Here is a 17023-nt window from a genome sequence, read left to right on the forward strand (position 1 = left end):
CCGCGCACATCCATGGCCGACGCCCCGAACGCTAGGAGAGGGCACCGACAGAACGGCATCCGTAAGGTAGAGGGATGGGGCGTAAGGGCAGGAACGCGGCGGAGTCGCCGCGGGACACGTACGAGATCAGCAGCGGCCGGGCCGAGCTGCTGCGCGACACCGACCGCGACGGCGGCTGGGTGCTCTGCGTCGACGGCGTGCCGCAGTCCTACGTGCACCTGACCGACCCCACCCACCTGGACTTCGAGTACATGCGGCTGCTCGGCGACATCGTCGACAGCCTCGGCCTGGAGGGCGAGGCGCTCGACGCGGTGCACATCGGCGGCGCCGGCTGCACGCTGCCCCGCTACATCGCCGCGACCCGGCCGGGCTCGCGGCAGGTGGTGCTGGAGCCCGACGCCGGGCTGGTGCGGCTGGTCCGCGAGCGGCTGCCCGTCAAGAACGTGCCGGGCCTGCGCATCCGCGTCGTGGACGGGCTGGCCGGGATCGCCGCGCTGCCGGACGCCGCCGACGACCTGGCGGTGCTGGACGCCTTCGCCGACGCCAAGGTCCCCGCCGAGCTGGTCACCGCCGAGTTCACCGCGGACGTGGCGCGGGTGCTGCGGCCCGGCGGCGTCTACCTGATGAACATCGCCGACGGGTTCCGGCTGATGTTCGCCCGCCGCGTCGCCGCCACCGTCGGCGAGGTGTTCCCGCACGCGCTGCTGATGGGCGACCCCGGCGTGCTGCGCGGCCGCCGCTTCGGCAACCTCGTCCTCGCCGGGTCCCGGCGGCCGCTGCCGGTCGCCGCGCTCGGCCGGCTGGCGGCCGGCGGCCTGGCCCGCGCCCGGCTGGTCGAGGGCGCGGACCTCACCGCGTTCGTCGCGGGCGGCGCCCCCATCCGCGCCGCCGAGGGGGTGGACGTGCCGGCCCCGCCGCCCCAGCTGTTCGGCCGCGGCTGACCTCGGACCCGGCATTAAGTCAGGACGCATCGGCAATTACCAGAAGACCGAATCGCCGAGACGTATTTGGGACGCCGTATCGCCTCGCCAAGGGCATCGCGTGTCCCATAATCGAGCGATGGAGTCGTCCACCCGAATTCTCATTCTCGGCACGGATTCGACGGGGAAGGTTCTCCAGTTCGACCGAAACGCCGCCGCGGTGCTGGGCGCGGAGCCGGGAGCGCAACTGGACGACGTGATCGCCGGTGCGCGCGAGCCCCTGCTGGAGGCCGTCCGCAGCGGCCGTGAGCGCACCGTCATGCTCACGCTGCGCACTCCCGGCGGGGCCGCCTGCGACGCCGTGGTCACCGTCCACCCGATGGCCGGCGGCGGGTCCGAGGCGGCCGCCCTCGCCGTCGTGCGGGTGCCGGTGCCGCTCGCCGACCGGTTCCTGGACCCGGCCGTCATCCGGCGCGCCCTGCTGGAGGGCTCGCTGCCGCGCGTCGGCGCGACGCTGGACCTGGACCTGCTGGCGCGCGGGCTGATGGACATCCTCGTCCCGCACTTCTGCAACACCGGCGCGCTGCTGCTGCTCGACAGCCTGGTCGACGCCGACGAGCCGCCCGCGGGCGGCGCCCCGCTGCTGCGCCGGATGGCGGTCGCCTGCGACGACGGCGATCCGGCCTGGGACGCCGCCTTCCCGACCGGCGAGGCCGTGGCCTACCCCGAGGACACCCCGCACATGCGGTGCCTGCGCGGCGGCGAGGCGGTGCTGGCCGGCCCGGTCGGCGACGAGGCCGCCGCCATCGCGCAGGCGTGGCACCGGCCGCCCGTCGCCGCCCTGCTGAAGGGCGCCTCGCTGCTGCTCCTGCCGATCATGGCGGGGGACGCGGCGCTCGGCTTCTTCGCCTGCACCCGCGACACCGCGCACCGGCCGTTCGACGCCTACGACGTCGAGATCGGGATGGAGTTCGCCTCCCGCGCCGCCGGGTTCGTCGAGAGCGCCCGCCGGTTCGGCCGCGAGCGCGCCACCGCGCTCACGCTGCAGCGCAGCCTGCTGCCGACGGGGCTGTCGGCGCCGTCCTCGGTGGAGGTGCAGCACCGCTACCTGCCCGGCAGCCGGCTCATCGAGGTCGGCGGCGACTGGTACGAGTCGATCGCGCTGCCCGGCGCCCGGGTCGCGCTCGTCGTCGGCGACGTCGCCGGGCACGGCGTGCGCGCGGCCGTCACCATGGGCCGGCTGCGCACCGCCATCCACACCCTGGCCGGGCTGGACCTGCCGCCCGCCGAGGCGCTGGAGCGGCTGGACTCGCTGATGCGCAGCCTCGGCGAGCGCGAGCCGCACTTCGCGACCTGCGCCTACGTGCTCTACGACGCGGTGAGCGGCCGCTGCGAGGTGGCGAGCGCCGGGCACCTGCCGCCGCTGCTGGTGCCGCCCGGCGCGCCCGCCGCCTACCTGGACGTGCCGCCCGCGCCGCCCCTCGGCATCGGCGACGGCCCGATCGTCAGCCGCGAGTTCACCGTGCAGGACGGCACGCTGCTGTTCCTGTACACCGACGGGCTGGTGGAGAACCGCGCCCGCGACATCGACGACGGCCTGGACCGGCTGCGCCGCACCTTCGACCGGGGCGCGCCGTCGCTGGACGGCCTCTGCCAGGCCGCCCTGGACGGCGTCTACGACGACCAGCACCGCGACGACATCGCGATGCTGCTGGCCCGGCTGCGCCGCATCCCCGCCGATGACCACGTCTCCTGGGAGCTGCCCGCCGAGGCCGCCGCGGTGCGCCGCGCCCGCGGCCTGGTCCGCGACCGGCTGGCGCGCTGGGACCTGGCCGGCCTGGCCGACACCACCGCGCTGCTGGCCTCGGAGCTGGTCACCAACGCGGTCCGGCACGCGGGCGGGCGGATCACGCTGCGGCTGGTGCGCGAGGGCGGCCTGGTCTGCGAGGTGTTCGACGCCTCCGACGGACGGCCGCGCATCCGCTGCGACACCGACGCCGCGTCCGCCGAGTCCGGGCGCGGCCTGAACGTGGTCAGCCGGCTGGCCCACCGATGGGGCGTGCGCCGCACCCCCGGCGGCAAGGCCGTCTGGTGCGAGCAGGAGCTGCCGTAGCGGGGCGGGGCGTCAGCGCAGCACCGAGATGTGCACGTGGTCGTAGTGGTTGGCGGTGATGCCGCCGCGGTTCTCCATCTGCCGCCAGCCGCCGCCGCGCACGTTCCAGATGTGCTGCTTCCAGATCACGTAGGAGATGCCGAGCTGCCGGGCGTTGCTGATGGCGTACTGGGCGACCTGGTCGCCGTGCCGCTGCGCGCTCGCGCTCGGCATCCGGCCGCCGGTGCTCTCCATGAAGTCGCAGGCGCGGCCGAGGGCGTGGTCCTGGGCGTCGGCGCCGCCCCGGTAGCAGCCGATGACGGAGAACGGGCCGAACATGCCGTCGACGGCCAGCACCAGGTTGCGCATCGTCGGCGTCATCTGGTTGCCGGTGATCAGGGTGCGCGGCCCGGTCACGCCGTCGGGGCGGCCGGTGACCTGCGGCTGCGCCTTGGGGCCCTTGGCGGGGACCTGCCCGCTCTGCGCGCCGAGCAGCGCGATCTTGGTGTCGCGCGGCAGGATCTTGCGGAGCTGCCTGCTGAGCTTCTTCGGGTCGGCCTTGGCGGTGCTCAGCACCAGCGCGTTGCCGTCGGGCATGCCGAGGGTGCGGGCCTGCTCGCGCGACACCACGGCGTCGACGTCGGCGATGCCCATCGAGGCGTAGGCGCCGACACGGACCTGCCCGGGATGCTCGGAGCTGCCGGCCTGCACGACGCCGCCGAGCGGCAGCGAGCCGTCCTGGCTGAGATCGAACGACACCGCCAGGCCGCCGGTCGCCACGGTCTGCCACAGCTGGTCGGACTCGGCGGTCTGGGCGGGCGCGAACGCGCGGAACGTCGAGGGGTCCACGCCGAGCAGCCCGACGCGGCGCCCGGCGACCTGGGCCTGGGCCGCGTCGACCACCGCGACGCCCGCCACGCCCTTCAGCCGGCGGGCCCGCTCCACCGTCTCCCCGGGCAGCGGCGCGGTCCCGGCGACCAGCAGGTGCGGGACGAGCCGGCGCCCGAGCGGCGCGACGGTGGCGCGCGGCGGCCCGGCGTTCTGGGTGACCGACACCAGATGCCCGTCGCCGGCGGGATCGCGCCGGTCCGGGCCGCCGACCCGCCCGGTGGCCAGCACCGCGACGTCGGCGGCGACGGTGACCAGCAGGGCGGCGCCCACCGCGGCCGGGAACAGCCTGCCCCTCCGCACGAACCCGCCCTCACCCGGCCTCGCATATCCGCGCACTCGGCGTCCGTCCTTTGCAGCAGTGACGAGCCGGCTGCGGGGAGGGGCCCGCAACCGATCTTCTCCTTCGGCATCCTACGGGCGGACGGCGCCCGATGGGCCGAGCGCGGCCGGGGCGGCGGGCCGCCGCCGGGTCCGCCCGGAACGATCACGCGACGGCGGGCGATGCCCTATTGTCCGATCGTGGCCACAGTGTTGCTGGTAGAAGACGACGATCACGTCAGGCAGGCGCTGCTGCGCGAGCTGCGCGAGATGGGCCACGCCGTGCGCAGCGCGGGCCGCGCCCTGGACGCGCTGCGGGAGGTGACCGCCGACGTCCCCGAGGTCGTGGTGCTGGACCTCGGCCTGCCCGACCTGGACGGCGGCGAGGCGCTGAAGATGATGCGCGCGGTCTCGGACGTGCCGGTGATCGTGGCGACCGCCCGGGACGGCGAGCAGGAGATCATCCGGCTGCTCGGCTCCGGCGCCGACGACTACGTGGTCAAGCCCTTCTCGGCCGGGCACCTGAACGCGCGCATCGAGGCGGTGCTGCGCCGCGCCCGGACGGCGCCGCGCCGGGACGCGCTCGTGGTGGGCGGGCTGCGCGTGGACGCGGACCGGCGGCAGGCGTGGCTGGAGGAGGTGCCGCTCCAGCTGTCGCGCCGCGAGTTCGACCTGCTGGCGTTCCTGGCCGGCAACGCCGGGCGGGTCGTCCGCCGCCGCGAGCTGCTGGCCGAGGTGTGGCAGCAGCCCTACGGCGACGACCAGACCATCGACGTGCACCTGTCGTGGCTGCGCCGCAAGATGGGCGAGAGCGCGGCCTCCCCCCGCTACCTGCACACCGTGCGCGGCGTCGGGGTGATGCTCACCGAGCCGGAGTGAGGCCGGTCAGTACTCGTAGGTCTCCACCAGCGGCGGGTGGCCGTTCCAGGTGGCGAAGACCGCCGAGCCGTGGGTGCCGTCGGTCAGGTCGACGCGCAGCCACCCGTCCTTCTCCTTGCGCCACGACCTGACCTGGAAGCCGCTGCCGGGGGTGGCCGAAACCACTCGCGCCGACGTGGCCGACAGCGACAGCGTCACCCGGCCGGACTTGACCACGTAGGTGCGGATCCGGCCGTCCGGGGCGCTCGGGGCCGTCCGCCGGGGCGGCATGCGCCGGGCGGTCGGGCCGCCGCTCGGCGTGGCCGGGGCGGAGGGCCGCCCGGTCGACGGCAGGGGCTCGGGAGAGGGGGCCGGCGCGGGCGGCCGCTCCTGCCGCACGGGCACGTCGACCGCCGGATCGGGCGCGGCGAGGACGGTGCCGCGCAGCGCGTCGCCCACGCCGGCCCAGCTGATCGCCGTGCCCGCCGTCGTGGCGGCGATCCAGACCGCGATGAAACCGATTCGTGGCCGCATATGCCTCATTATGTCTGTGCGGGCCGCCGGACATCGTCCGCGGCGACGGGTACGGAGGGGCTGGGGGGACGGCGATGAGGGGCGCGCTCGCGCGGGTCGCGACGGCGGTGACGGCGATGGTGGCACTGTCGTTCGTCGTTCCGCTCGGCCTGCTGAACGGCCAGATGGCGCGCGAGCAGGCGCTCATCGCGGCCGAGCGGCAGGCGTCGGCGCTGGTGCCGGTGCTGACGGTGACCGCGGAGCCGGCGGCGCTCGCCGGCGCGCTCGGGTCGATCCCGGCCGGCGCGGCGGGACGGCTCGCGCTGCACCTGCCGGCCGGTCCCGGCGTCGGCGCCCCGCACGCCGCGCCCGCCGACCTGGCGAGGGTCCGGCGGCTCGGCCGCCCCCTCACCGTCGGGGCGCGCGGCGGCACGGTGCTGCTGCGCCCGGTGGCGCTGAAGAGCGGGGGGCTCGCGGTCGTCGAGGCGTACGTGCCGGAGGCCGAGCTCACCCGGGGCGTGCTGAAGTCCTGGGTGATCCTGGCGCTGGTGGCGCTGGCCCTGGTCCTGGTGTCGGTCGCGATGGCCGACCGGCTGGCCACCCGGGTGGTGCGGGCCGCCGACCGGCTCGCGCTCGCGGTGACCCGGGTCGGCGGCGGCGACCTGTCGGCCCGGATCGAGCCGGACGGCCCGGCCGAGCTGCGCGCCGCCGGTGAGGCGTTCAACCAGATGACCGACCGGCTGGTCCGGCTGCTGGTCGCCGAACGGGAGGCGTCGGCGGACCTGTCGCACCGGCTGCGCACCCCGCTCACCGCGCTGCGGCTGAACCTCACCGGGCTCGCCGACCACCCGGGCGACCTCACCCGGCTGGCCCAGAGCCAGGCCGCCCTCGGGCGGCTGGAGGAGGCCGTCGACGCCCTCATCGCGACCGCGCGGGAACCGGACCGGGCGCCCGCGGGCTGCGACGCCGCCGCGGTGGTCCGGCGGCGGCTGGAGTTCTGGTCGGCGCTCGCCGACGACCAGGAGCGGGCCTGGAACCTGACCGCGCCCGAGGAGCCGGTCCCGGTCCCGGTGCCCGACGCCGAACTGGCCGCGGTCGTCGACGCGCTGCTCGGCAACATCTTCCGGCACACCCCGCACGGCACCGCCTTCTCGCTCACCCTCCACCGCGGCCGCCACTCCACCGGCCTGCTGTTCAGCGACGCGGGCCCGGGCATCCCCGACGCCGAGGCCGCGCTGCGGCGCGGCACGAGCGGCGCCGGGTCCACCGGGCTCGGCCTGGACATCGCCCGCCGGCTCGCCGAGTCCACCGGCGGCTCGCTGAAGGTCGGTGCCGCGCCGCTCGGCGGCGCGCAGATCGAGGTGTGGCTGCGCACGGTGCCGAAGGCCGAGCCCCGCCGGGCGGCCCGCCGCGCCGCCCGGCGGGCCGCCCGGCGCGGTACGGCCCCCTCCTGAGGCGCGCTCAGCGGGCGGCCAGGAACAGCGCCGCGGCGACGAGCGCGGCGTTCACGAGCCACACCGTGGCCGCCAGCCGGTGCAGCCGGGTGGCGGCCGACGCGGGGGACGGCACGGCGGCCCTGCGGTAGGGCTGCACCAGCCGATACCACACGATCAGCACCGCGACCTGGGTGTGCAGCCACGTCCACAGGAGCGTCAGCGTCGCGTGCGCGCCGATGCCGGCGTCCCCGGACTGGTGCAGGAAGCTCAGCGCGGCGCCTCCGTAGACGAGACCGCGCACCGTCCGGCGGACGCCGTGCCCGGCGCGTTCGCGAAGGACGTTCAAGGTCACCGCGACCGCCCCGACCAGCAGCCCGAGGCCGAGCATGGCCGCGACGACCACCGGCCGCCACAGGTCCGCCGTGCCGGCCATCAGCACCGCGTGCGCCAGCGTGCACGCCATGACCCAGGCCACGGCCCAGTCGCGCCAGCAGGCGATCCGGTCGCGGCCCATGCCCCGCACGACCGCGGGGATGCGGGCCCACAGCAGCAGGATCACCAGCAGCCCGTAGCCGGCGCCGAGCCCGGTCAGCTGCGCGCCGGCCGTCAGGGCGTCCGCCGGATGGGCCGTCCACGCGCCGGCGAGGGCCGCGCCGCCGGCGGCGAGCGCGCCGCCGAGGGCGCGGGGCGGGATCGCGGGCGGTTCGGTCGCGAGGAGCGGGGCGCTCCACTCGCGCGGTGCGCGGTGCGCCCCCTGTCCCCGTCGTGCATGGCGAGCGCGGCGCTCCCTGGCCGAAACGGCATGGGCACCGCCAGAACCGAGCATCATCGTTACAACCCCGTACCGAAAAGCGCTGTCGGAGGGCCGCGCCGCCGGTGCGCTCCAGCGGCGACCGGACCACGCAAACCCGAAGATTGTTCACAAATACTCCTTCACAAGGCGGAATGTGCCGTCTTCCGCAACTCTTAAGGTGATCATCAGTGGTTCTTAAGCAGGGTCGCCGACGAGGCATTAGGCGCTGTTGAGGGCTCTCTTAAGGGATTCTGAAAAGGCGTTTTCCGGCATTTTCTCGACTTAGGCTGCCGGGCGTCCGACACAACGGAATCCCCTTTGGAGCCCCGATGAACAATCGTGTGAAGACCTTCGGGCGGACCGCGGCGGCCGTCACCGCGGCGACCGCCCCGGTCGCCGGCCTCACGCTGGCCGCCTCGCCCGCCCTGGCCCACGGGACGATGCAGAACCCGATCAGCCGCTCGCTCGCCTGCTACCAGGAGAACCCCGAGTCGCCGCGTTCGGCGGCCTGCAAGGCCGCGGTCGCGGCGGGCGGCCCGCAGCCGTTCTACGACTGGAACGGCGTGCGGAGCGCCAACGCCGCCGGGCGGCACCGGCAGGTCGTCCCGAACGGCAAGCTGTGCAGCGCGGGCGACCCCGCGTTCCGCGGCCTGGACCTGGCCCGGGCCGACTGGCCGGCCACCAACCTGAAGTCGGGCGCGGCCTACACCTTCCGCTTCCGGGTCACGGCCCAGCACCGGGGCGGCTTCCAGCTCTACATCACCAAGAACGGCTACGACCCCCGCAAGCCGCTCACCTGGGCGAACCTGGAGAGCAAGCCGTTCCTCACCAAGAACGACCCGGTGGCCTCCGGCGGCGTCTACACCCTGCCGGGCAAGCTGCCCGCCGGGAAGAAGGGCCGGCACCTGATCTACATGATCTGGCAGCGCACCGACAGCCCCGAGGCGTTCTACTCCTGCTCCGACGTGGTGTTCGGCGGGACCGGCGGCTCGGCGGGCGGCGGCGCGGGCAAGCCGTCCACCAAGCCCACGGCCAAGCCCAAGCCCGCGCCGACGCAGCCGGGACGCCCCTGCGCGCCCATCGCGCCCCCGCACACCCACCACGACGACCAGGTCGCGCTGAAGAGCCGTCCGGCGTCCAACGACTCCCCGGCCTCGGGTGACGCGGCGGGCACCGCGATGATCGCCGGCACCGTGGGGCTGGCCCTCGGCGGCGTCGGCGGCCTGCTGCTGACCGGGCGCCGCCGCCGCGACGCCGCCCGGCCCCGGGGCTGACCCGCCGCCGCGGGCGAAGACCGGCAGCCTGCGGGACGGCCGGTAAAGCGTGGCCGGGCCCTTCAGGGCCGGCGCAATCCGGCGGGACAGGATCGGGGGCCCTGTCCCGCCACGGGAAGAGGGCGGCGGCACCGGCGTGCGAACACTCCAGGCCTCGTCCTCCCCATGGTGGCGCAGGAGGGCGGGCCCGCGGCGGACCCCGCGCTCAGAGGCGCGGGGTGCCCTTGGCCCCGAAGAAGTCGCCGCCCTTGCGCTTGAGGTCGTCGCTGCCCCAGTACCGCTCCCGCGGCAGCTTGGCCAGCAGTGGGATGTGCTTGGAGCAGTGGATGTAGGCCTCCTGCACCGACACCACGACCCAGCGCTCGGCGCGGCGGCCGGGCATGTCGGGGGCGGGCAGCTCGGGGTACAGGCGGCGCAGGCCGGCGTCGTCCGCGATCCGCGCGATGCCGTTGATGTGCAGCCCGATGACGTCCTTGAAGAAGTCGACGAGCAGGATGCCGACGTAGGGGTTCCTGGAGATGTTGCCGAGGCTGGCCATGACGCCGTTGCCCCGGTACTCGGGATAGGCGACCGTCCGCGGATCCAGCACGCTGAGGAACCCCGGCGGCCCGGCGCGCAGGGTGCAGTCGCACTCACCCCCCTCGTCGGCGGTGGCGACGAACGCCATCTCCTGGCGGGCCACGAACTCCGCCATCGCGGGGTTCAGATGGTCCAGCACCTGGTCGTCGTAGAAACGCCGGGCGCGTTCCGCCGTGCCCCAGCGCAGCTGGAGCTCGTGCTCTCCCGCCGATCCCGGCAGCGCTTTCCTGATCACCTCGGCCATGGTCTCCCCCTCCGGCTGGCGATCTCCTCACCATGGCACCCGCCGCTCATGTCCACCGGGGCTTTGCGGCGCACCGATTGGCCAGGGTCGGTCACCGAGAGAGATCGTTCAGACGCAGAGCGAGTTGGATCTCCAGGGCCCGCTCGGGGGAGTTCCAGTCCGGGCCGAGCAGCGCCGCCACCCGGTCCAGGCGCTGCACGACGGTGTTGACGTGCACGTGCAGCTCGTCCTTGGCGCGGGCGAGGCTGCCGCCGCAGGCGAAGTAGGCGCGCAGCGTCCGCACCAGGCCGGTGCCGCGCCGGGCGTCGTAGTCCAGGACCGGGCCGAGCGTCGCGGTGACGTAGCCGTCCAGGTCGTGGACGTCGCCGAGCAGGACGCCGAGGAAGCCGAGGTCGGCGGCGCTCGCGCCGTCCCCGGTGCGGCCGAGCGCGGTGAGCGCCCGCAGGCAGCGCGCCGCCTCGGCGTGGGCGGCGGCCAGCGCGGCGGGCCCGGCCGCCGGGCCCGCCGCGGCGACGGTGACGGGCACGCCGGCGAGCCGGGTGAGCTGCGCGGCGGCGGTCCGGGCGGCCGCGCCGGGCGCGGTGCCGCCCGTGCCGTCGCCCGTACTGCTGTTCGCGGGGAGGAGCATGACGGTGGCCCCGGCGTGGTCGGCGCTCACCCGGTCGCCGCCGAACAGGTACTGCCGGGCGGCCGAGGCCAGCGCGCCCGGCGGGGCGTCGCCCTCGGCGAGCAGGACCAGGTGGGGGCGGTCCAGGTCGACGCCGAGGCGGCGGCCGCGCTCGACCAGCCCGCGCGGGTCGCGGCCCGGCGCGGTGAGCAGGTCGACGATGAGGTCGCCGCGGACCCGGTTCTCGGCCTCGGCGACCGAGCGGCGCAGGAGCAGCAGCAGCGCGGTGACCACGCTCGCCCGCTCGAACAGCCGCCGGTCGGGGTCGTCCAGCCGCGGCCGCCCGTGCAGGACGAGCGCGCCGAGCGGCTCGGGGCCGGCGAGGACGGCGCACACCCAGCGCCCGCCGCGCCGGACCGCCCGCCCGGACGCGCGGGACTCGGCCGCGGCCTCGGCGAGCCCGGCGGGGGAGGGGCCCGGGGGAGCCGGGCCGTCCGGGGCGGCGGCGAGCTCGCGGCCGCCGGCGTCGTGCACGGTGATCGCGCCGTCCAGCAGCTCGGCGACGGCGGCGGCGACCTGGCCGGCCCCGCCGCCGCGCAGCACCAGGTCGGTGAGCCGGTCGTGGGCCTCGGCGGCGCGCTGCATCGCCGCCGAGTGCGCGCGGATGACGGCGTTGGCCTCGGCGAGGTCGGCCAGCGTCGCCCGGTTGCCGGCGATGACGCCGGCGGTGTCGATGGCGATGGCGGCGTGCGCGGCCAGGGAGCACAGCAGCGCCACCTCGTCGGGGGAGAACGCGCGCGGGGTGCGGTCGGCGGCGAACAGCACGCCGATGACCTTGCCGCCCGTCCCGCCGCCCGAGCCGAGCAGCAGCGGGACGCCGAGGATCGCGACGAGGCCCTCGTCCAGCACCCCGGCGTCGATGGCCGGCGTGTGCCGGAACCGGGTGTCGGTGCGGTAGTCGGGGGTGGCGTAGGGCCGCGCGGTCTGGGCGACCAGGCCGCCGAGGCCGTCGCCGAGGCTGAGCCGCAGGCTCTGGAACAGCGGGGAGACCGAGCCGTCGGTGACGCGCATGTAGGTGTCGCCGGCGTCCTCGTCGGGCAGCGTCAGGTAGGCGGTGTCGGTGCCGAGCAGCATCCGGGCGCGCCGCACGATCGACCGCAGCACCGCGTCCAGGTCGCGCAGCGCGGCCAGGTCGCCGGCGGTGTCGAACAGCGCGGTGAGCTCGGCCTCCCGGCGGCGGTGCTGGTGCAGCACGTCGCGCAGGCGCAGGGCCGTGGCGGTGGCCAGCTCCACCTCGGTGAGGTCGCGTTCGGCGGCGCCCCGGGCGCGCGCCTCGGCCGCCACGGCGCCGAACGCCCCGGCCGGGGCGTCCTCGGCGAGGAGCTCCAGCAGGCGGCGGGCGTACGCGGCGGCCGGGACGGGTTCTGCTGACATCGGTCCGGTCATCGTGGCACGGGCGCGGACCTCAGGTCGACGCCGGGGAGGCGGGCCGGGCGGCCGTGCCGGAGCCGGCCGCCGCCAGGTCGCGGCCCCGGGTCTCGCGTCCGGCGAGCAGGGCGAGGACGGTGACGAGCGCGGCGAGCGACACGTACACCGAGATCGGGGTGGAGTCCCCGGCGGACTTAAGCAGCGCGGTCGCGATGAGCGGCGCGGGGGCGCCCGCGGCGACCGAGGCGAACTGCGCGCCGATGGAGGCGCCCGAGTAGCGGGTGCGGGTGGAGAACAGCTCGGAGAAGTACGCCGCCTGCGGCGCGTACATCGCGCTGTGGAAGACCAGCCCGACGGTGACGGCGAGCGTCAGCAGGGGGAACGACTTGGTGTCGACCAGCGCGAAGAACGCCCACGCCCAGGCGCCGACGCCGACCGCCCCGGCGAGGTAGACCGGCCTGCGGCCGACCTTGTCCGACAGTGCGCCGAACAGCGGGATCAGGCAGAACTGCACGGCGGAGGCGATGAGCACGGCGTTCAGCGCGGTCTGCTTGCCGAGCCCGAGGTGCTCGACGCAGTAGGCGAGGACGAACGTCGTCAGCACGTAGTAGGAGATGTTCTCGGCCATCCGCGCGCCCATGGCGACCAGCACGTCGCGCCAGTGGTGGCGCAGCACCGCGAGCAGGGGCGGCTGCTCGGGCGCGGCGGCCTCGCGCCGCCCGGCCTCGGCGAGGGCCTCCTTGAACACCGGCGACTCGTCCACCGAGATGCGGATCCACAGGCCGACGCCGACGAGGACGGCCGACAGCAGGAACGGCACCCGCCAGCCCCACGACAGGAACGCCGCGTCGTCCTGCACGGCGGTCATGAGCGACAGCACGCCGGCCGCGAGCAGGTTGCCCGCCGGGACGCCGCCCTGCGGCCAGGACGCCCAGAACCCGCGGCGCCGGGCGTCGCCGTGCTCGGAGACCAGCAGCACCGCGCCGCCCCACTCGCCGCCGACCGCGAACCCCTGCACGAGGCGCAGCACGGTGAGCAGCAGCGGCGCGGCGACGCCGATGGAGTCGTAGCCGGGCAGCAGGCCGATCAGGGTGGTCGCGCCCCCCATCAGCAGCAGGCTGACGACCAGCAGGTTCTTGCGGCCGATCCGGTCGCCGAAGTGGCCGAACACCAGCGCGCCGACGGGCCGGGCGGCGAAGCCGATGGCGTAGGTGAGGAACGCCAGCAGCGTCCCGGTGAGCGGGTCGGACTTGGGGAAGAAGACGTGCCCGAACACCAGGGCGGCGGCGGACCCGTACAGGAAGTAGTCGTACCACTCGATGGTGGTGCCGATGAGGCTGGCGGCGACGACGCGGCGCAGCGCGCCGGGCGCGGTCGTGGGCGGGGAGGTGTCGGTCATGGCTTCACCGTTCTCAGGGGGGTGGGGGTGGAGCGGGCTACTGGGCGGTCCAGCCGCCGTCGAGAGGGAGGGAGGCGCCGGTGATGTGCCCCGAGTGCGGGCCGCACAGCCACAGCACCGCCTCGGCGACCTCGTCCGGCGCGACCAGGTGCTTGATGGCGCTGCGGGCGAGCAGGACCTGCCCGACCACCTGGTCCTCGGGGATCCCGTGCGCCTCGGCCTGCGCGGCGATCTGCCCGGTGACCAGCGGCGTCGCGACGTAGCCGGGGCTGACGCAGTTGCTGGTCACCCCGTGCGGGGCGCCCTCCAGCGCGGTGACCTTGCTGAGGCCCTCCAGCGCGTGCTTGGCCGTGACGTAGGCCGACTTGTAGGGGCTGGCGCGCAGGCCGTGCACCGAGGAGATGTTGACGACGCGCCCCCAGCCCCGCCGGTACATGTGCGGCAGGGTGCGGCGCAGGATCCGGAACGGCGCCTCCACCATGACCCGCTGCATCAGCGCGAACGTGTCCGGGGGGAATTCGTGCAGGGGCGCGACGTGCTGGAGGCCGGCGTTGTTGACGACGATGTCGGCGTCCGAGGGCAGCGCGTCGGCCGCGCCGGGATCGGCGAGGTCGACGACGTGCGCGACGCCGCCGACCTCCGCGGCCACCTTCTCGGCGGCCTCGCCGGCCCGGTCGACGACGTGCACCCGCGCGCCCGCCGCGCCGAGCCGCACGGCGCAGGCCCGGCCGATGCCGCCGGCGGCGCCGGTGACCAGCGCCGTGCGCCCGGCGAGCGGTCTCGCTTCCGCGTTGGGTTCCATGGCCGCACGATAGAAAGCCCCCGCGGCCGCACCCATGTGGCCGGTCCACACAATCACCCGGCGGAACATGGTGACTTCCGCCAGGTGCGCGCGGCGCCGCCGCCGGGCGCCCGGCACTCCGGTGCCTAGATCATCAGGTGCGAAAGCGCTGACCAGCGGGTACGCCCCTGAACGCGGCCGGTGGGCGGGACGTCGGCGCCGACGCTTCAGGGGGAGCCAGCAGACATGATCATGCACGCCATCGCGCACGCCGTGTCATCGGCCGGCGCCCTGTCCGCCCGCCACGGCCCGGGCTTCCCGCCGGTGGACCAGGACTACCTGCTCCAGGCCCGGCAGATGCAGGCGCTGTCGTTCGTCGTGCACATCCCGCTGGTCTGCTTCGGGATCGCGTTCCCGGTGATCATCTTGTTCACGCAGTGGCGCTACCTGCGCACCGGCGACCACGTCTACCGCCTGCTCGCCAAGCGCTGGTCGAAGGTGATGATCGCGCTGCTGGCGGTGGGCGTCGTCACCGGCACCATCCTCAGCTTCCAGTTCGGGCTGCTGTGGCCGGCGTTCACGGCGAGCTTCGGCAACGTGTTCGGGCTCGGGTTCGCGCTGGAGGGCTTCTCGTTCTTCATGGAGGCGATCTTCAGCGCGATCTACGTGTACGGCTGGGGCCGGATGGCGACCCTGCCGCACATGCTGTCGGGCGCCGTCGTGTGCGTCACCGGCATGACCGGGTCGTTCTTCGTCATCTCGGTCAACGCCTGGATGAACCACCCGTCGGGGTTCACGGTGCGCGACGGGCGCGCCGTCCAGGCCGAGCCGTGGTCGGCGCTGTTCGCCAACTCCTACTTCTGGCACGAGTTCGTGCACATGTACTTCGCCGCCTTCGTCGTCGCCGGCTTCGTGATCGCCGGCGCCTACGCGTGGGGGTTCCTGCGCGGCCGCCGGGACCGCTACCACCGGACGGCGCTGGTGATCGCGCTGTCGATCGCGGCGGTCGCCGCGCCGCTGCAGGTCGCGATCGGCGACTGGGCGGCCCGCGAGGTCGCCGACCACCAGCCGGTGAAGCTCGCCGCGCTGGAGGGGCTCGGGCGGACGACCGAGGGCGCCCCCGAGCACCTGGGCGGCTGGTACACGGGCGGCGAGGTCAAGTACGGGATCGAGGTCCCGAAGCTGCTGTCCCTGCTGGCCTACCACAATCCCGACGCGCGGGTGCAGGGGCTGGAGACGGTGCCGCCCGACGGCCGGCCGCCGGTCAACGTCGTCCGCTACGCGTTCCAGGCCATGGTCGGGATCGGGACACTGCTCGCGCTGATCGGCGTCTTCTACCTGTACGTACGGTTCCGGCGGCGGCGCCTGCCCGAGACACCGTGGTTCTACCGCGCGCTGATCGTCGCCGGTCCGCTGTCGGTGGTGGCGCTGGAGGCCGGCTGGACGGCCACCGAGGTCGGGCGGCAGCCCTGGGTGGTGTACCAGGTGATGCGCACCGGGCAGGCCGTCACCGGCGCCCGCGGCGTCCCGGTCGGCCTGTGGACGCTGGTGGTCGTCTACCTCGCGCTGGCCGGCGCCGTGGCCTGGCTGCTGTACCGGTTCAGCCGGGTCCCGCTGGAGGCCGACGCGCGGCAGGCCGCGCCGGCCGGGCCGCAGGAGGGGAAGGGCCGGCATGCTCGCTGAACTCCCGATCGTCTTCGTCCTCATCGGCATCGCCGCCTACACCGTCCTCGCCGGGGCGGACTTCGGCGCCGGCGTCTGGACCCTGCTGCCCGGCGGCGGGAAGGCGGGCGCGGCCGCGACCCGCGCGCACGCCCACCACGCGATGGGGCCGGTCTGGGAGGCCAACCACGTCTGGCTGATCTTCGTGCTGGTGGTCACCTGGACCGCCTATCCGGTCGCCTTCGCCTCGATCACCTCCACGCTCGTGATCCCGCTGTTCGCCGCCGCGGTCGGGATCATCCTGCGCGGCACCGCGTACGCGCTGCGCGGCACGCTCGACGCGGCGCCCGGCAGCCGGCCCGTCGACGACGTCTTCGCGCTCTCGTCGGTGCTGACGCCGTTCGCCATGGGCGCCGTCGCCGGCGGCATCGCCTCCCGGCGGGTGCCCACCGGCAACGCCGCGGGCGACCTGGTCACCAGCTGGCTGAACCCCACCTCGATCCTGGTGGGGGTGCTCGCGGTGGCGGTCTCGGCCTACCTGGCCGCGGTCTACCTGGCCGCCGACGCGCGCCGGCTGGGCGAGCAGGACCTGGAGCACGACTTCCGGACGCGCGCGCTGGTGACCGGCGTGGTCACCGGGGCGATCGCCATCGCCGGCCTGTTCGTCGCGCGCGCGGACGCCCGGCCGCTCTGGGACGGCCTCACCGGCGGCGCCGGGCTCGTCATGGCCGTCGTGTCGGCCGCCGCCGGGCTGGCGACCTTCCTGCTCGTCGGGCGCAACCGCTTCGACGAGGCGCGCGCCTCGGCCGCGCTCGCCGTCGCGGCGCTGGTGGCCGGGTGGGCGGCCGCGCAGCGGCCCTACTTCCTGCGCGACCTCACCGTGAAGCAGGCCGCGGCCGGCCGCGAGACGCTGGCCGCCGTGGTCATCTCGGTCCTGGCCGGCGCCGTCATCCTCCTACCGTCGCTGTTCCTGCTGTTCCGGCTGTTCCTGCGCGGGCAGCTGGCCGGCGACGGGCCCGAGGGGCCCGACGTGCCCGCCGCCCCGGTGGAGCACCGGTCCAAGGCGCTGGGCGCGTTCACCGTCGTCTGCCTCGTGCTGGGCCTCGTCCTCACCGTCGTCGTCGGCGACGGCTGGGCGCTCCTGGCGGGCGTCGTCCTGCTGTGCGCGACGGCGGTGTCGGGGTCGCTGCTGGCCGTCGTCAGCGCCGAGGAGAGCGGGGGCTGACCG

The 17023-nt window shown here is 75.3% G+C and carries 14 protein-coding genes; 7 read left to right on the plus strand and 7 right to left on the minus strand.

What is annotated here, in order from left to right:
• The first annotated feature begins 74 nt into the window (after positions 1-74).
• Together ACRB68_RS38800 and ACRB68_RS38805 are read left to right on the plus strand one after the other, a co-directional pair.
• The gene (locus ACRB68_RS38800; RefSeq protein WP_153541833.1) at positions 75-941 is read left to right on the plus strand and encodes a spermidine synthase; all 867 of its coding nucleotides are present in this window, start codon (positions 75-77) and stop codon (positions 939-941) included.
• A 118-nt stretch (positions 942-1059) separates the two neighbouring features.
• On the plus strand, positions 1060-3033 hold the full coding sequence (locus ACRB68_RS38805) for an ATP-binding SpoIIE family protein phosphatase (RefSeq protein ID WP_153541835.1): 1974 nt from the start codon (positions 1060-1062) through the stop codon (positions 3031-3033).
• 12 nt (positions 3034-3045) lie between these two features.
• Here ACRB68_RS38805 and ACRB68_RS38810 read toward each other — a convergent pair whose 3' ends face one another.
• Complete coding sequence (locus ACRB68_RS38810; protein ID WP_328595317.1) at positions 3046-4203, minus strand: hypothetical protein; 1158 nt, start codon at positions 4201-4203, stop codon at positions 3046-3048.
• Between the two features lie 219 nt (positions 4204-4422).
• Here ACRB68_RS38810 and ACRB68_RS38815 point away from each other — a divergent pair, with 219 nt between their 5' ends.
• Complete coding sequence (locus ACRB68_RS38815; RefSeq protein ID WP_328595318.1) at positions 4423-5100, plus strand: response regulator transcription factor; 678 nt, start codon at positions 4423-4425, stop codon at positions 5098-5100.
• 6 nt (positions 5101-5106) lie between these two features.
• Here the strand turns inward: ACRB68_RS38815 and ACRB68_RS38820 are convergent, their stop codons facing one another.
• On the minus strand, positions 5107-5613 hold the full coding sequence (locus tag ACRB68_RS38820) for a hypothetical protein (protein WP_153541838.1): 507 nt from the start codon (positions 5611-5613) through the stop codon (positions 5107-5109).
• 74 nt (positions 5614-5687) lie between these two features.
• Between ACRB68_RS38820 and ACRB68_RS38825 the strand changes: the two genes are divergently transcribed.
• Positions 5688-7046, plus strand: coding sequence for a HAMP domain-containing sensor histidine kinase (locus ACRB68_RS38825; protein WP_153541839.1), 1359 nt, complete (start codon positions 5688-5690; stop codon positions 7044-7046).
• Positions 7047-7053: 7 nt separating this feature from the next.
• On the opposite strand, the gene ACRB68_RS38830 is transcribed toward ACRB68_RS38825, so the two are convergent.
• Positions 7054-7857, minus strand: a complete 804-nt coding sequence (locus tag ACRB68_RS38830) for a hypothetical protein (RefSeq protein WP_153541841.1) — start codon at positions 7855-7857, stop codon at positions 7054-7056.
• Positions 7858-8150: 293 nt separating this feature from the next.
• Here ACRB68_RS38830 and ACRB68_RS38835 point away from each other — a divergent pair, with 293 nt between their 5' ends.
• Positions 8151-9095, plus strand: coding sequence for a lytic polysaccharide monooxygenase auxiliary activity family 9 protein (locus ACRB68_RS38835; RefSeq protein WP_153541843.1), 945 nt, complete (start codon positions 8151-8153; stop codon positions 9093-9095).
• Positions 9096-9300: 205 nt separating this feature from the next.
• Here ACRB68_RS38835 and ACRB68_RS38840 read toward each other — a convergent pair whose 3' ends face one another.
• From ACRB68_RS38840 to ACRB68_RS38855, 4 genes are all read right to left on the minus strand, one after another.
• Positions 9301-9918, minus strand: coding sequence for a pyridoxamine 5'-phosphate oxidase family protein (locus ACRB68_RS38840; RefSeq protein WP_153541845.1), 618 nt, complete (start codon positions 9916-9918; stop codon positions 9301-9303).
• A 91-nt stretch (positions 9919-10009) separates the two neighbouring features.
• Positions 10010-11959, minus strand: coding sequence for a helix-turn-helix domain-containing protein (locus tag ACRB68_RS38845; RefSeq protein WP_235960961.1), 1950 nt, complete (start codon positions 11957-11959; stop codon positions 10010-10012).
• 31 nt (positions 11960-11990) lie between these two features.
• On the minus strand, positions 11991-13352 hold the full coding sequence (locus ACRB68_RS38850) for an MFS transporter (protein ID WP_153541849.1): 1362 nt from the start codon (positions 13350-13352) through the stop codon (positions 11991-11993).
• Between the two features lie 37 nt (positions 13353-13389).
• Positions 13390-14154 carry a 3-hydroxybutyrate dehydrogenase gene (locus ACRB68_RS38855; protein ID WP_235960962.1) on the minus strand — a complete coding sequence of 255 codons (765 nt, stop codon included), beginning with the start codon at positions 14152-14154 and terminating at the stop codon, positions 13390-13392.
• A gap of 225 nt (positions 14155-14379) precedes the next feature.
• Here ACRB68_RS38855 and ACRB68_RS38860 point away from each other — a divergent pair, with 225 nt between their 5' ends.
• Both ACRB68_RS38860 and ACRB68_RS38865 read left to right on the plus strand, forming a co-directional pair.
• Positions 14380-15816, plus strand: coding sequence for a cytochrome ubiquinol oxidase subunit I (locus ACRB68_RS38860; protein WP_207709990.1), 1437 nt, complete (start codon positions 14380-14382; stop codon positions 15814-15816).
• Positions 15806-17020, plus strand: coding sequence for a cytochrome d ubiquinol oxidase subunit II (locus ACRB68_RS38865; RefSeq protein WP_153541853.1), 1215 nt, complete (start codon positions 15806-15808; stop codon positions 17018-17020). Before ACRB68_RS38860 ends, ACRB68_RS38865 begins: the two co-directional genes overlap by 11 nt.
• Positions 17021-17023: the final 3 nt, after the last annotated feature.

Origin of the sequence: Actinomadura macrotermitis, from assembly GCF_009604375.1 — a bacterium.
Classification (GTDB): domain Bacteria; phylum Actinomycetota; class Actinomycetes; order Streptosporangiales; family Streptosporangiaceae; genus Spirillospora; species Spirillospora macrotermitis.